Source organism: Amycolatopsis anabasis, from assembly GCF_009765355.1.
Classification (GTDB): Bacteria; Actinomycetota; Actinomycetes; order Mycobacteriales; family Pseudonocardiaceae; genus Amycolatopsis; species Amycolatopsis anabasis.
In genome coordinates this window covers 339,149-353,496 of sequence record NZ_VTHK01000003.1, presented here as the reverse complement: position 1 = coordinate 353,496, position 14,348 = coordinate 339,149, and the positions used below count along the sequence as shown (strand labels likewise).

10 protein-coding genes are annotated in these 14,348 nt (G+C 70.7%); 3 read left to right on the top strand and 7 right to left on the bottom strand.

The genetic code is table 11. The features are described from left to right. Nucleotides 1-9 precede the first annotated feature (9 nt). The 6 genes from FXO23_RS05760 to FXO23_RS05735 form a co-directional block, all read right to left on the bottom strand. Entirely contained in the window at nucleotides 10-1,182 is a 1,173-nt protein-coding gene (locus FXO23_RS05760) for a glycosyltransferase (protein WP_158881462.1), read from the bottom strand. Next, a complete protein-coding gene (locus FXO23_RS05755) occupies nucleotides 1,175-5,221 on the bottom strand; it encodes a DUF4082 domain-containing protein (RefSeq protein ID WP_179956692.1) in 4,047 nt (1,348 codons plus the stop codon). The genes FXO23_RS05760 and FXO23_RS05755 overlap by 8 nt, the downstream gene beginning before the upstream one ends. A 192-nt stretch (nucleotides 5,222-5,413) precedes the next feature. After that, nucleotides 5,414-6,403 (bottom strand): NAD-dependent epimerase/dehydratase family protein, encoded by a 990-nt coding sequence (locus tag FXO23_RS05750; protein WP_158881460.1) that lies wholly within the window; start codon nucleotides 6,401-6,403, stop codon nucleotides 5,414-5,416. Continuing rightward, nucleotides 6,400-7,449 (bottom strand): Gfo/Idh/MocA family protein, encoded by a 1,050-nt coding sequence (locus FXO23_RS05745; RefSeq protein WP_158881458.1) that lies wholly within the window; start codon nucleotides 7,447-7,449, stop codon nucleotides 6,400-6,402. The genes FXO23_RS05750 and FXO23_RS05745 overlap by 4 nt, the downstream gene beginning before the upstream one ends. Before the next feature lie 84 nt (nucleotides 7,450-7,533). Further along, nucleotides 7,534-8,718, bottom strand: coding sequence for a BtrH N-terminal domain-containing protein (locus FXO23_RS05740; protein WP_158881456.1), 1,185 nt, complete (start codon nucleotides 8,716-8,718; stop codon nucleotides 7,534-7,536). A gap of 125 nt (nucleotides 8,719-8,843) precedes the next feature. Beyond that, nucleotides 8,844-9,815, bottom strand: a complete 972-nt coding sequence (locus FXO23_RS05735; RefSeq protein WP_179956691.1) for a YncE family protein — start codon at nucleotides 9,813-9,815, stop codon at nucleotides 8,844-8,846. Nucleotides 9,816-10,017: 202 nt separating this feature from the next. Between FXO23_RS05735 and htpX the strand changes: the two genes are divergently transcribed. From htpX to FXO23_RS05720, 3 genes are read left to right on the top strand one after another with little or no spacing between them, the layout of a single operon-like run. Continuing rightward, nucleotides 10,018-10,881 carry a zinc metalloprotease HtpX gene (gene htpX / locus FXO23_RS05730; RefSeq protein WP_158881454.1) on the top strand — a complete coding sequence of 288 codons (864 nt, stop codon included), beginning with the start codon at nucleotides 10,018-10,020 and terminating at the stop codon, nucleotides 10,879-10,881. Between the two features lie 55 nt (nucleotides 10,882-10,936). Next, nucleotides 10,937-12,040, top strand: a complete 1,104-nt coding sequence (locus FXO23_RS05725) for an LLM class flavin-dependent oxidoreductase (RefSeq protein ID WP_158881452.1) — start codon at nucleotides 10,937-10,939, stop codon at nucleotides 12,038-12,040. Further along, nucleotides 12,037-13,359, top strand: a complete 1,323-nt coding sequence (locus FXO23_RS05720) for an NtaA/DmoA family FMN-dependent monooxygenase (RefSeq protein ID WP_158881450.1) — start codon at nucleotides 12,037-12,039, stop codon at nucleotides 13,357-13,359. Before FXO23_RS05725 ends, FXO23_RS05720 begins: the two co-directional genes overlap by 4 nt. A 3-nt stretch (nucleotides 13,360-13,362) precedes the next feature. On the opposite strand, the gene rfbA is transcribed toward FXO23_RS05720, so the two are convergent. Then, nucleotides 13,363-14,244: a glucose-1-phosphate thymidylyltransferase RfbA gene (gene rfbA / locus FXO23_RS05715; protein ID WP_158881448.1), complete on the bottom strand. Its 882-nt coding sequence runs from the start codon at nucleotides 14,242-14,244 to the stop codon at nucleotides 13,363-13,365. Nucleotides 14,245-14,348: the final 104 nt, after the last annotated feature.

Here is a 14,348-nt window from a genome sequence, read left to right as displayed (position 1 = left end):
TCCCGACAATCAGAAAATGCTGCCACTTCCGGGCAAACCGGCGAGTTCGGCGAACTCCGCGGCTCGCGCTTGCCAGGAATGTCGCTGGGCCACCGCCAAACGTTGCGTAACATTTTCGGGTTCACCCACCCGCCCGGCCGCCTCCCGGACCGCGCGGGCGAACGCGGGCGCGTCCGCCGCGAGCGCCACCTCTTCGGTCTCCGCGCGCAGCCGCCTGCTCGCGGGCAGCGCGGTGCTCACCACGGGCAGCCCGGCGGCCAGGTATTCCAGCGTCTTCAACGGAAAGGACGCCCGGTTGAACGCGGTGTCCGCGTACGGTGTCAGGCCCACGTCCATCCGTGCCATCCAGCGCGGCAGCTCCTCGAACGGCACCGGCCCGGTGTGGTGCACGTTCGGCCGCGCCAGCAGGTTCGCGACGCGTTCCGGTTCCCACCCCGGTTCGTGCGGGCCGACCAGCAGCAGCCCGATCCCCGCGTCGGCGACCGCCTCGAGCAGGCCGATCTCGATCCGGTCGGTCAGCTGCCCGACCAGTCCGGCCACCGGCCCGCCCAGGTCGGGCAGCGGGGCGGGCTCGACGCTGCGGACGTTCCGGTACGCGCCGGGATCGCAGCCGTTGGGGAACTCGCGCGGATCGGCGCCCAGGTCGCGCCAGCGCCGGGCCAGTTCGGGCCCGACCGCCAGCACGAGGTCCGCCCGGGCCAGCGCGGCCCGTTCCTGGCGGGCGACCCGGCGCGGGTCCTGGCGCATCAGTTCCGCCCCGGCCACCCAGTCGTCGGTCCCGTAGAGCACGTCCACGACCTCGTCGCCCCAGTACCCGAGCAACGCGTGCTGGGAGCAGGCGACGAACGCGGCCGGTCTGCGGGCGCCCTGGTACAGCGCCCAGCGGATCTGGGCCCGCACCAGCGGCCAGGTCACCGACCGGATGCCCGGCCGGGTCCAGCCGGGCGGGCCGATCGGCGTCAGCCGCCGCAGTTCGGCGGACATCGGCCGCAGCCGGGGCCACCAGTGGCGGCCGCGGCCGCCGATCCCGCGGAAACGCCGCGGGGTCAGCGGGGACACCGGCGGATCCACCCACAGCACGTCCGCGTACCGGGTCACCGCCTCGGCGAGCTGGCGCTCGGAGCCCTTGACCCCGTCCCAGTTCACGCCGGAGGCGATGACCACCAGCGGCCGTTTACCCACCGAGCACCACATCGACCCAGTAGTTCCCGCCCTGGTAGGTCGAGGCCGGGAAACCCGGACCCACCTTGTAGACGCCGTTGGCGGTACCGGGCGCGGTCGCCGGCGCGCTCAGCGGCGCGCTGGTCACCGCGGTCCGCTGGAAGTAGCCGCCGTCGGCCGCGTAGCGCCCGTTCGGCGCGGTGTAGGAGGCCACGTAGCTCTGGCCCGCGGTCACCGGCACCGGGGTCGCGAAGGTCAGCGTCTGCCAGCCGGTCGCGGTCTCCCCGGTGAACGTCCCGGTGGCCAGCAGCTGCCCGCCCGCGGTCCACAGCGAACCGGTGTGCGTACCGGTGTTCCCGGCGCCCTTGTAGAACTTCACGCCGGTGACCGATCCGTTCGCCGAGGTGGTGAACCGGACCCCGAGCTCGTAGTTGCCCGCGTCGTCGGCCGAGGTCACCGTGGGCACGGTCGCCGCGCTGAACAGCGAGCACGGGCAGGTCTGCGTCGCCGCCGTGGTGAACGACCAGGTGGTCGCCGCGGGCATCAGGTTCCCGTTCACGTCCGCGATCTTGATGCTCGCGGTGTAGGCGTTGCCCGGGTTCAGCCGGGCCGCCGGGGTCCAGGTGAGCGTCTTCCTGTCGGTGGACAGGGCCGCCGTGCCGGTCAGCTTCGCGCCGCCGGAATCGGCGAGCGAGAACTGCGCGGTGGCCAGGTCGACCGGTTCGTTGAACGTCATGGTGACCGGTGCGGTCAGCGAGACGTTCGCCGCGCCGGACGCGGGGTTGGTCGAGGTCACCGCGGGCGGCGTGCTGTCCCCGTTGGCGCCGGGCTGCCAGATCGCGTCGACCCAGTAGTTGCCGGCGTTGTAGGTGCTGGCCGGGAACCCGCCGCCCGCGCCGTACCGGTAGACGCCGTTGCCGCCGTCGGCCCCGTTGGCCAGCGCGTGCATCGCGCCGTAGTCCGCGCCGCCGCCACCGAAGTAGCCGGCGGTGTTCGCGTACCCGCCGTTCGGCGCGTAGTAGGACACGACGTACGTGGTGCCCGACTGCACGTCCACCGGATTGGCGAACATCAGCGTCTGCCAGCCGCTGGCCGATTCGCCGGTGAAGGTGCCGGTGGCCAGCCGGGTCCCGGACGCGCTCCACAGCGAACCGGTGTGCGTGCCGGTGTTGCCCGGTCCCTTGTAGAACCGGACGCCGAGCACCTGGCCGCGGCTGTCGAACCGGACCTTGGTGCCGACCTCGACCGCGCTGTCCGGCGCCGAGGCGACCGCCGGGGTGGCGAAGTCGTCCCAGATCGTGCACGGGCAGGTCGCCGGCCGCGGGCTGCCGGTTTTGAACGTCCAGGTCACCGGGGCGTGCGGCAACGCGTTGCCCGCGCCGTCCGAAGCCCGCACCGAGGCGGTGTAGCTGGTGCCGCCGGCCAGTTGCTGGCTCGGGGTGAACGTGGCGGTCAGCCCGTCCGCGGACAGCGCGGTGGTGCCGGTGACCGCGCCGCCCGGCCCGGTCAGGGTGAGCTGCAGCGAACTCGGCGCGATCGGTTCGTCGAAGACCACGGCCGGGACCGCGTTCAGCGCGGCGCTGGTGTGCCCGTTGCCCGGCGACAGCGACGCGATCTCCGGCGCGCGGGTGTCCGGGCCGGGGTCGTAGCCGAACACGACGTCCACCCAGTAGTTGGTGTTGCCGTAGCTGCGGTCCGGGAATCCGCTCGCGCCCACCTTGAACACGCCGTTCGGATCGGTCGTGGTGGATCGCGGGGCGGTCAGCGGCTCCAGGCCGCTGGGGGAGTTGGCGAAGTAGTCCGCGTCGGCCGCGTAGTGCCCGGTGTCGGTGTGGTACGAGGCGACGTACGTGGTGTTCGCGGTGATCGGCACCGAGGTCGGGAACGTCAGCGTCTGCCAGCCGTTCACGGTCTCGCCGGTGAACGTGCCGGTGGCGAGCCTGGTGCCGTCCGCCTTCCACAGGCTGCCGGTGTGCGTGCCGGTGTTGCCCTGGCCCTTGTAGAACTTGACGCCCCGGATGTACCCGTTCGCGTTGGCCTGGAACTTCACGCCCAGCTCCAGCGCGCCCGAGTCGCTGGCCGACGGGTTCGCCGGGACGCTGGTGTCGGTCCAGATGCCGCACGGGCAGGGCCGCGGGTTCACGGTGACCGTGCGGGTCACCGGCGCGGACAGGTTCGCCGAATCGTCCACCGCGCGGACCTGGTAGGTCGCCTGCCCGGAACGCGCGGGCGTGTAGGTGTAGCTCCAGTTCCCGCTGCCCGCCTGCCAGTTCGCCGCGCGCCAGGTGGCGCCGTTGTCCACCGAGACCTCGACCCCGGCGACCTTCCCGGCCAGATCGCCGACCGTCCCGGTGATCGTGTACGGCGCGGCCACGGTCGGCGACGGCGTGGCGCCGATGCTCAGCGTCGGCGGGGTGAGGTCGGTGCTCTTGGTCGCCGGGACCAGTCCGGTTTGGAGGGTCACCGGCTGGGTGTCCATATCGGCGAGCAGGTTCACCGTCGCCTGCTGCATCCGGATGTCCGCGGTCGGGGTGGCGGTGCGGAAGAGGTGTTCGTTCTCCACGCCCCACGCCCACTGCACGGTTCCCGCGGCGAACACGAGCGCCCCGCCGGCGTGCCGGTACAGCGTGAGCGCGTGCGTCTTGGTGCCCGAACCGTAGACGTCACCGTGGTTCTGCAGCACGTACTGGCCGCTCATGGTGACCGTGGTGCGGGACAGCTGCGCCACGCCCGGCGGCTGGAAACCGTTCTCCTCCACGGTGTTCCACTCGTAGCCGAGGGTGCCGGGCTGGAACGTGTAGCCGGTGTTCGAGGTGGCGAGCGGGGTGTTGCGCCACAACCGCATCTTGCCGTAGGCGGCGGGCACGCTCAGCGAGTCGTCGCGGCGGCCGTTGACCGTGAAGATCTGGCCCAGCAACGAGTTCTCCGGGCGGCCGCCGTCCTTCGGCGGGCTGTACCGCGGATCGCGCCAGGTCCCGGTCCACTCCGCGGGGTTCGGGTCCACCTGCCCGGCCTTGGTCTCCTTGTAGCAGACCAGGGTGCGCCACGCGGTGTTCGAACCGTCGACGCTGTTCTCCCACCGGGTCTTCCAGAAGATGTCGTTTCCGGTCAGGAACGCCATGTGCACCCCGGCGTTACGCGCGTTCTCCACGTTGGTGCGCTGCTCGTTCGACCAGTACTCGTCGTGGCCGACCGGCATGAACACCTTGTGGTTGGTGATCAGGTTGCCGCGCCGCGCGGTGTCCACATCGGTCGTGTAGGAGAGGTCGTATCCGTTGGCTTCCAAGAACTTCAGCATCGGGTACTCGGCGTTGAAGATGAAGTTCTCGGTTTCGCCGCCGATGATCGGGCGGTTGTAGCTGACCTTGTACGCCGAACCGCCGTTGCCCGGGCCGATGCCGCTGTAGAGGCTGCTGCCGCCGCTGGGCTGCGTGCCGTTGCCGTAGGTGTTGTAGGCCTGCCAGGTGCTGTCCGAGGTCTGGAACAGGATGTCGGACTGGCTGGTGTCGTCGCGGATGACGAACGCGATCTCGCTCTCGCCGCCGGTGTCGTTGCGGTGCAGCACCGCGTAGTAGAGGCCGGACACCGCGTCGGCGGGCACGGTCCAGCTCACCGAGGTCGCCCAGTTGCCGCAGTCCAGCAGCTGGGTCGAGGGATCGGGGACCAGGCAGTTCGGCTGGGTCTGGCGGGTGCTCCGGGTCAGCGACTGCACGAGCCGCGCGCCCGCGCCGCCGTAGTAGCCGAGCCGGTAGATGTTCACCGCGTACGAGCTCGCGTCGGTTTTGACCTTGAAGTTGACGGTGTTGCCCGGCGCGTAGCTGATGTCGTGGGTGAAGCCGAGGATCGAGTCGTCGATCGCGGCGACCACCCAGTCCGGGTTGCCGGGTTTGGTGTTCTCGCACGCCACCTTGCTCACGATCGGCACCGCGCACGGACCGGCCGCGGCCGCCGGCGGGGCCAGGGTGAGCGAGGCCACCGAGAGCACCACGGGGAGCAGGACCGAGAAAGTGCGCCGGCGCCGGATGAGTCCGCTGCCGCCCCCGAACGAAAAGAACCGCATCTGGTGCTCCACCCGCCGTATTCGGTTACCGCATCTGGTCGGTTCCAGAATCGACAGCCAGGCGCACCCCGTTACGGTTTCTTCCGGGAAAGACAGTCGAAAAACCGTCGCGGTTGGATAACGGCCGATTCGGCAACCGGATCTTCACTGACCGTTCTCGTTGCCGGAAAACTGGATCATTCCGTTGCCCGGTTATCGCGCACCGGCGGTTTGACCCCGCCACCAGGAAACCAGGTCGCGCAAGCCGTCGGCCAGTTTGATCTCCGGATGCCAGCCGAGGTCCCGGGCGGCCGCGCCGATGTCGGCGAGGCGGCGGGTGACCCCGTTGACCTTGCGTTCCGGGCCGTGCTCGGGTTCGAGGTCCGAGTCCATCGCGGCGAGCAGGTCGAGCGCGAGCCCGCGCAGGCTGGTCTCGATTCCGCTGGCGATGTTGTACACGGTGTCGGTGACCGGGGCCCGCGCCGCCAGGATGTTGGCCCGCGCGATGTCGTGGACGTGCACGAAGTCCATGGTCTGCGCGCCGTCGCCGAAGATCAGCGGCGGTTCGCCACGACCGATGCGCTCCATCCAGCGGATCAGCACCTCGGTGTAGAGCCCGTGCACGTCCATTCGCGGCCCGTACACGTTGAAGTAGCGCAGGGCCACGTAGTCCAGGCCGTACATCGCGTGGAAGCTGCGCAGCATGCCCTCGTTGAACGCCTTCGCGGCGCCGTAGAAGGTGTCGTTGTTGTACGGGTGGTGCCGCTCGGTGGTGGGGAAGGTCTCGGCGAGCCCGTAGACCGACGCCGAGGAGGAGGCCACGACCTTGCGCACCCCTGCCGCGGCCGCGGCCTCCAGCACGGTGAAACTGCCGTCCACCAGGGATTCCAGCGCGAGCCGGGGCTGTTCGGCGCACTGGGTGATGCGCAGCGCGGCGAGGTGGAAGACCACGTCCTTGCCCGCGGTCAGCTCGTGCACCAGCTTGACGTCGTTGATGTCGCCCTCGACCAGTCGCAGCGCGTCACCGGCCCGGTCCCGGGCTTCGGCCAGGTTCTCCCGGCGGCCCCGCACCAGGTTGTCCAGCACGACGATCTCGGCCGCGCCCGCGGCGACCAGCTGGTCCACCACCGCCGAACCGATGGTCCCGGCGCCCCCGGTGACCAGGAACCGCTGTCCCACGATCGGTTGTGCCGCGTTGCTCACTCGCCTTCCCCCTGCTCGACGTTCACGAAGATTCCCCCTTGTGCCAAGCTTTGCGTCGCCGCCTCCAGCAGCGCCAGCACCCGCAGCCCGGACCGGCCGTCGGTGAGCGGGCGGCGCCCCTGGACGATCGAGTCGGCGAATTCGGCCATCACCGCGCGCAGCGCCTCCTGCTCGGTGAGCGCGGGCGCGACCATGTCCCCGACCCGGTAGGAGACGATCGTCTGCTCGCGTTTCTCCGCGGGCAGTTCCTCCGGGTCGCACCGGTCCACGCCTCTGTCGTAAATGGACAGTCGCTGGCTCGGGTTGAGGTCGTCCCACACCACGGTCCTGCCCGATCCGCCGATCACCATGGTGCGGATCTTGGTGGGGGACAACCAGTTCACGTGCACGTGCGCCATCGCGCCGCCGGTGAGCCGGATGGTGAGGTGCGCCACGCAGGCGCGCCCGGCGCCGATCGGGTCGCTGCCGTGCGCGGCGACCGCGACCGGTTTCACGTCATCGGGCAGGATCGCGCCGAACACCGACAGGTCGTGCGGCGCGAGGTCCCAGAGCACGTCGACGTCCGGTTGCACCAGCCCGAGGTTGATGCGCACCGAATCGAGGTACTGGATCTCGCCGAGCCCGCCACCGCGGACGAGTTTCCGCAGTTCCCGCACGGCGGGCGTGTAGCAGTAGGTGTGGTCGAGCATCAGCACCAGCCCGCGCGCTTCGGCGGCTTCGACCAGTTGGCGCCCCTCGGCGAGGTTGGCGGCCAGGGGTTTCTCCACCAGCACGTGCTTGCCCGCCTCCAGGGCGGCCATGGCGACCTTGAGGTGCGTTCCGGCCGGGGTGGCGATGGCGACGGCGTGCACGTTCTCGTCGGCGAGGACCTCGTCCAGCGCGGCGCTGGCCCGGACCGTGGAGTATCCGCCGAGCACCTTGCGGGCGCGGGTGATGTCGAGGTCGCACAGGTATTCCAGCCGCAGGGCCGGGGTGGCCTGGGCGTTGCGGACCAGATTGGGTCCCCAATAACCGGCGCCGATCACCGCGAGACCGATGCGATTCAACGTCTTCCCCGTTCCCGCCGGCTCTCCGATGGCCGTGGCACGCCCGTTGATTCGCGGTTTTCGCCGGTGTCGTTACAGGAGTTATCAGGCGGTTATCTCCGCCAGTTCCGCGATCCCGTCACGTTCGGCGGCGTAAATGTCACGCAGGCGCTCGCCGAGGTCGGTGAACAACGTACGCGCCTGCTTTTCGGTGAACGGGGTTTCCGCGTCGTAATAATTGCGCAGCCGCCACAGCTCGGCGGCCGATTCGGCGACGCGTTCGCGCCCTTCGTCCCCCGCGCGCACCCCTGCGGTCACGGCCGCGGTGAGCCCGCGCATCCAGTCGAATTCCGGCAGTTCCGCGGTGCTCGCCGCCGCACCGAGCCGCCGCCACTTTTCGCCGATCTCCCGCCACTTTCCCGCGTTCCGCTCCAGCGCGGGCAACTCCAGCAGCGGCGCGGCCTCGGTGAGCCCGTCGGCGAACAGGTCGCGCAGGTGCCCGCCGGTCATCCCGTCCGGGCTGACCCCCTCCCAGATCGACAGCAGCGCGCCGACCAGCCCGCGCCGGTCGGCGAACACCGCGGGCCAGCCCTTGACCGACCGCTCGTCGGTGAGCAGCTTCGCCCACTTCCCCCAGGCCGGAACCGAGAACGACGTGGACTTGTCCGACAACCGGCTGACGCAATCGGCCAGCCCCGCCCGCACCGACCCGGCGAGGTCCGGCGGCTGCCCGCCGCCGATCGACACCAGCAGGTTCTTGTACGACCCGACCCGGCCGCGCGCCCGGTCGAGCACCTTCCGCTCGACCGTCAGCGGCGCGAGGTTCCGATCGTCGACGAACACCCGGCCGTTTTCTTCGGCGTAGGCGACTACGAAGTGCCCACCACCCCCGTCGAACGCCTCCGGCAGCTCCCAGTACCCGAGCGTGTACCGGTCCGGCAGCACGAGCACCGGATTCCCCGCGGCCAGCTCCTTGGTCAGCCGCTTCCGGGTACCCCCGCCGGTCCGCACCGCGGCCTCGACGCCCAGCCTGTCCACAGTGGACTGGATCCACTCCCGCGGGCTCTGCCAGCGGCTCCGGAACCCGAGCAGGAGCGGTTTGCTCCCGCCGTGGCCGAACTCGGCCAGGAGGCACCCGGCGCCGATGCCACCCGAGGCGAGGAACACCAGCGGCTCGCCGATCGGCCCGTCATCCGGCCCGGTCACCCCGCGCTGCGCGAGCACGTTCCGCACCGCGGCGACATCCGCCTGCCGCCCGCCCCGGAGCCGGTACTCCCGCCGCTCGCCCATGCTTCCCAGCCTCCCCCAGCCCCCGTTCGCCCGAAGTGAAGCCCGAGTTTCATGAGGGGACCCCTCCGGGCAAAATTCGTCAGGAGGGGTCCCCTCATGACACCTCGCGCCGCTCCGGGGGCGGCTCAGAAGCCGGTGATCACCGAGACGAGGTCGTGCAGGGGATCGGTGACGTAGACCGCGCCGGTCCGCTGGTGCACCGCGACCTCGCCCGGGTTGATGCCGAGCGAGAGTTCCCCGGCGAGTTCGCCCTTCGCGCCGTCGATCTTCACGATCCCGTTCGGGCCGCCGTTCGCGTACACGGTGTTGGTCCGCTGGTACACCGCGGCCGAGGACGCCTCGCTGCGCAGCAGCACGGTCTTGCGCTCGGTCCGGGTCCAGCCGTCCACGACCGAGAGGTGGTGGATCCCGGCATTGGCCACGTAGATCGTGTTCGACGTGCGGTGGAGGTCCAGCCCGGCCGGGGCCTTGCCCACCTTGATGCTCGCGACGAACTTCTTCGCGTTCGCGTCGAGGACCTCGACCGTGTCCGTGTTCACGCTGGAGAAGTACGCCAGCCTCCGGCCCGGATCGACGCGCACGCCGGAGAAACCGCTGCCCGGGCCCGGGATCGTCGCGGTCAGCGTGCTGCTCACCCCGTCGATCACGCCGACCGCGCCGCCGTCCTTGCTGCCCGCGTAGATCTGGTTGACGGATTCGTCGACGCCGAGCACCGCGGTGCCCGGGCCCGCGGCGACCGTCCCGGCCACCGTGTTGCTCGCGCCGTCGAGCACCGCCACCGTGCCCGCCGCCGGGAGCGCCACGTAGACGCGGTTGGTGAACTGGTTCACCGCGACCGCGCTGGGCCCCTCGCCCACCGGGACGGTCGCGGTGACGGCGTTCTTCCGGCCGTCGACCACCGAGACCGTGCCCGCGGCGGTATTCGCCACGTAGACCATGCCGGTCGCCGAATTCACCCCGATCGGGCCGGGCCGATCACCGACTCGGACGTTGACGACCTGTGCGGCCGAGGCCGGGGGCAGCACCCCGATCGCACCGGCCACCAGGGCGGTGAACAGGACGAACAAGGCCCGGCGAGGGAATATCGGTCCGCGCACCTCGGCCTCCCGAGTGGTCGTCGTCTCACTCTTTCGTGGGGCTTCTGGTGAAACCTTAACCCGGCACCGGGAGCCGTGTGGAGTGAAACGAGCATCGGAGTGAGTTGTGCGCACGGCCGTACGAAGATCACGAAGGAACTTCGTGTCCCCTGCACACGTTTCACCGGGTAGACGACGAGCGGGGAAAGGAGGCACAGCGCACGTGCACAGGCACCAGAACGGGCTGAAGACCGCGCTGCTGCTCGGCCTGCTCAGCGCCATCATCATCGGGATCAGTTCCCTGTTCGGCCGGGGTGCGCTGATCATCGGGCTGGTCGTCGCGCTCGCGATGAACGCGTACGCCTACTTCAACTCCGACAAGCTCGCCCTGCGCGCCATGCACGCCCGCCCGGTCTCCGAGGCCGAGCAGCCCGCGATGTACCGGATCGTGCGCGAGCTCGCCACCAGCGCCCGGCAGCCGATGCCCAGCCTGTACGTCAGCCCGACGCAGGCGCCGAACGCGTTCGCCACCGGCCGCAACCCGCGCAACGCCGCGGTGTGCTGCACCACCGGGATCCTGGACCTGCTCGACGAGCGCGAGCTGCGGGCGGTCCTCGGCCACGAACTGTCGCACGTCTACAACCGCGACATCCTCATCTCCTGCGTCGCCGGGGCCCTGGCCAGCGTGGTCAGCGTGATCGCGAACATCGCGATGTTCGCCGGGGCGTTCGGCGGCAACAACCGGGAGAGCGGGAACCCGCTGGTCGCGCTGCTGCTGGTGCTGATCGGCCCGATCGCCGCCGGAGTGGTGAAGATGGCGGTGAGCCGCTCGCGGGAGTACCAGGCCGACGCCTCCGGCGCCGAGCTGACCGGCGACCCGCTGGGCCTGGCGTCCGCGCTGGCCAAGCTCGACCGCGGCACGCGCGCCGCGCCGCTGGCGCCGGAGCCGCGGATCGTCTCCCAGTCGCACCTGATGATCGCGAACCCGTTCCGCCCGGGCGCGGGCCTGTCCAGGCTGTTCTCCACGCACCCGCCGATCGCCGACCGCATCCGCCGCCTGGAAGAAATGGCCCGCCAGGGCCGCTGAGTTCCCAGCACGTGGAACCCGGAATCCGCGACCGGCGGCGCCGGTTGTGCGGGGCATGGTCACCGGACGTCCCCAGCTCCACCTCGGCGCCGCCCTCGACGGTGCCGGTCGCCATCCCGCCGCCTGGCGGGTTTCCTCCGCCGACCCCGCCGCGCTGTTCACCTCGGCGCACTACCTCGCCCACGCCCGGCTCGCCGAGTCGGCGCTGCTCGACTTCGTCACGCTCGACGATTCGCTCGCGATCCAGCCGGGTGACGAAGGCGTGGTCCGCGGCCGCCTGGACCCGCTGCTCACCTTCGCCGCGATCGCCCCGCTGACCCGGTCGATCGGCCTGATGCCGACCGTGACGACCACGCACACCGAGCCGTTCCACGTGTCCACCGCGGTCGCCACCCTCGACTACGCCAGCCGCGGCCGCGCCGGGGTGCTCGCGGTGCCCTCGGTGACCGAGGCCGAGACCCGGCACTTCGGCCGCCGCCCGGCGCCCGGCGAGGCCGCCGCGCAAGCCGAGAACGCCGAGGTCACCGACGTCATCGCCCGCCTCTGGGACAGCTGGGAGGACGGCGCGATCATCCGCGACGAGGCGACCGGGCGGTTCATCGACCGCGCGAAGCTGCACTACGTCGACTTCGCGGGCCGGTTCTTCGCGGTCAAGGGACCGTCCATCACGCCGCGGCCGCCGCAGGGCCACCCGGTGATCGCGGTCTACGGCGACTCCCCGCACGCGGTGCCCGCCGAGGTCGTGCTCACCGAGGCCGCCGATCCGGCCGCGATCCGCCGGGTCGCCGACCGCGCGCCCGGGGCGAAGGTCTTCGCCACCGTCTCCGTCCTGCTCGCCGACACCGAACGGGAAGCCTTGGCGCGCAAGGAAGAACTCGACGAACTGCACGGGGAGGCGGTGCGGCCGGACGGGCTGGAGTACACCGGTGACCCCGCCGGGCTCGCCGAGGCGCTGCCCGCCTGGGCCGAAGCCGCGGGCGTCGACGGGTTCCTCGTCCGGCCCGCGGTGCTCCCCGAAGACCTGCGCCGGTTCGCCGAAGACGTCGTGCCCCGCCTGCGGCGCGCCGGTGCGTTCCGCGATGCCTATCCCGCCGCCACCCTGCGCGAGAACCTCGGGCTGCCGGTGGCCGTCAACCAGTACGCAGGGGCCTCCCGATGACCAAGCAGATCAAGCTCGCCGCGCATTTCCCCGGGGTGAACAACACGACCGTGTGGAGCGATCCGCGCGCGGGCAGCCAGATCGACTTCGCGTCCTTCGAACACTTCGCCCGGACCGCCGAGCGCGGCAAGTTCGACTTCCTCTTCCTCGCCGAGGGACTCCGCCTCCGCGAGCATGCCGGGAAGATCCTGGAACTCGACGTGGTGGGCCGCCCGAACACCGAAACCGTGCTCGCCGCGCTGTCCGCGGTCACCACCCGGCTCGGCCTCGCCGGAACCCTGTCCACCACCTACAACGAGCCGTACGAGATCGCGCGCAAGGTGTCCACTGTGGACCACCTCTCCGGCGGGCGGGCGGCGTGGAACGTGGTCACCTCGCCGGACGCGTGGACCGGGGAGAACTTCCGCCGCGGCGGCTACCTCCCGCGCGAGGAGCGCTACCGGCGCGCGGAGGAGTTCCTCACCACGGTCCGCGAACTGTGGGACAGCTGGGCGCCGGACGCGGTGACCGGGGACCGCGAGCGCGGGATCTTCGTCCGGGACGGCGGCATCGGCCACTTCGTCCACAGTGGACCCCAGTTCGACATCGAGGGCGAGTTCACCGTGCCCCGCTCGCCGCAGGGGCAGCCGATCGTCATCCAGGCCGGGGATTCCGACGAGGGCCGGGAGTTCGCCGCGAAATCCGCGGACGTGATCTTCTCCCGGCACGGCACGCTGGAGGACGGGCAGCGGTTCTACACCGATGTCAAACGCCGGTTGGCGAAGTACGGCCGCGCCGAACGAGAGCTGTTGATCATGCCCGCGGCCACGTTCGTGCTCGGCGACACCGAGGCCGAGGCGCACGAGTACGCGCGCGAGATCCGCTACCAGCAGGTCCGCCCGGCGACCGCGATCCAGTTCCTCGAGCAGGTCTGGCGCCGGGACCTGGCCGATTTCGACCCGGACGGCCCGCTACCGGACTTCGACCCCGATCCGGACGCCGAACCGCTGACCTGGGGCCGGGTCCGGCACGAGCGGGACCAGGTCGCCCTGGCCGCGAAGTGGCGGGCGATCGCCGAGGAGAAGAAGCTCTCCATCCGCGAACTGGTGATCGAGGTGACCGCGCGGCAGCAGTTCGTCGGCACCCCGCGCCAGGTCGCCGAGACGATCAACGACTACGTCCAGTCCGACGCGGCGGACGGGTTCGTGCTGGTGCCGCACCTGACCCCGACCGGCCTCGACCCGTTCGTCGAGGGCGTGGTGCCGCATCTGCAGGAACTGGGCGTGTTCCGCGCCGACTACACCGGAACCACCCTGCGCGAGCACCTCGGCCTCGGCTGACGCTCAGCCGGTCGCGCCCGCGGCCAGGGCGACCGACATCACGTAGTCGCCGTAACCGGATTTGGCGAGTTTGCCGCCCAGGGCGTAGCACTGGTCCGCGTCGATGTACCCCATGCGCAGCGCGATCTCCTCGAGGCACGCGATCCGGACCCCGGTGCGGTGCTCCAGCACCTGGACGAACTGGCCCGCCTCGAGCAGCGAATCGTGCGTGCCGGTGTCCAGCCAGGCGAACCCGCGGCCGAGGTCGACCAGTTTCGCCCGGCGCGCGCGCAGGTAGGTCAGGTTCACGTCGGTGATCTCCAGCTCACCGCGCGGGGAGGGCTTGAGCCCGCGGGCGATCTCGACCACCTGGTTGTCGTAGAAGTACAGCCCGGTGATCGCCTTGTTCGACCGCGGCTTGGCCGGTTTCTCCTCGATGGAGACCAGCTGCCCGGCCGCATCCACCTCGCCGACGCCGTAGCGCTGCGGATCCTTCACCGGGTACCCGAACAGCACGCAACCGTCCAAAGTGGATACCTCGGCGTGCATCCGGCCGGAGAAGCCCTGGCCGTAGAAGATGTTGTCGCCCAGCACCAGCGCCACGTCGTCGTCGCCGATGAAGTCCGCGCCGATCACGAACGCCTCGGCCAGGCCGTTCGGGCTGGGCTGCTCGGCGTAGGAGATCGCCAGCCCGAACTGGTTGCCGTTGCCGAGCAGGCGGCGGAAGTTGGGCAGATCGGCGGGGGTGGTGATGAGCAGGATCTCCCGGATTCCGGCGAGCATCAGCACCGAGATCGGGTAGTAGATCATCGGTTTGTCGTAGACCGGGAGCAGTTGTTTCGACACCGCCTGGGTGATCGGGTGCAGCCGCGTTCCGCTGCCCCCCGCCAGCACGATCCCCTTCATGCCCGAACTCCGTCCTCGCCTGTGTCGCGTCCCGGGGAGCAGGGTATCGGTTCTTTACATACGTACTGTATGTATGTAACTCTGGAGTCCCGACGAAGGAGGAC

Coding starts and splice junctions, on each gene's coding strand:
- FXO23_RS05755 (WP_179956692.1), bottom strand. CDS start 5,221: ATGCGGTTCTTTTCGTTCGGGGGCGGCAGCGGACTCATCCGGCGCCGG.
- FXO23_RS05740 (WP_158881456.1), bottom strand. CDS start 8,718: ATGGGCGAGCGGCGGGAGTACCGGCTCCGGGGCGGGCGGCAGGCGGAT.
- FXO23_RS05725 (WP_158881452.1), top strand. CDS start 10,937: ATGGTCACCGGACGTCCCCAGCTCCACCTCGGCGCCGCCCTCGACGGT.
- FXO23_RS05720 (WP_158881450.1), top strand. CDS start 12,037: ATGACCAAGCAGATCAAGCTCGCCGCGCATTTCCCCGGGGTGAACAAC.
- rfbA (WP_158881448.1), bottom strand. CDS start 14,244: ATGAAGGGGATCGTGCTGGCGGGGGGCAGCGGAACGCGGCTGCACCCG.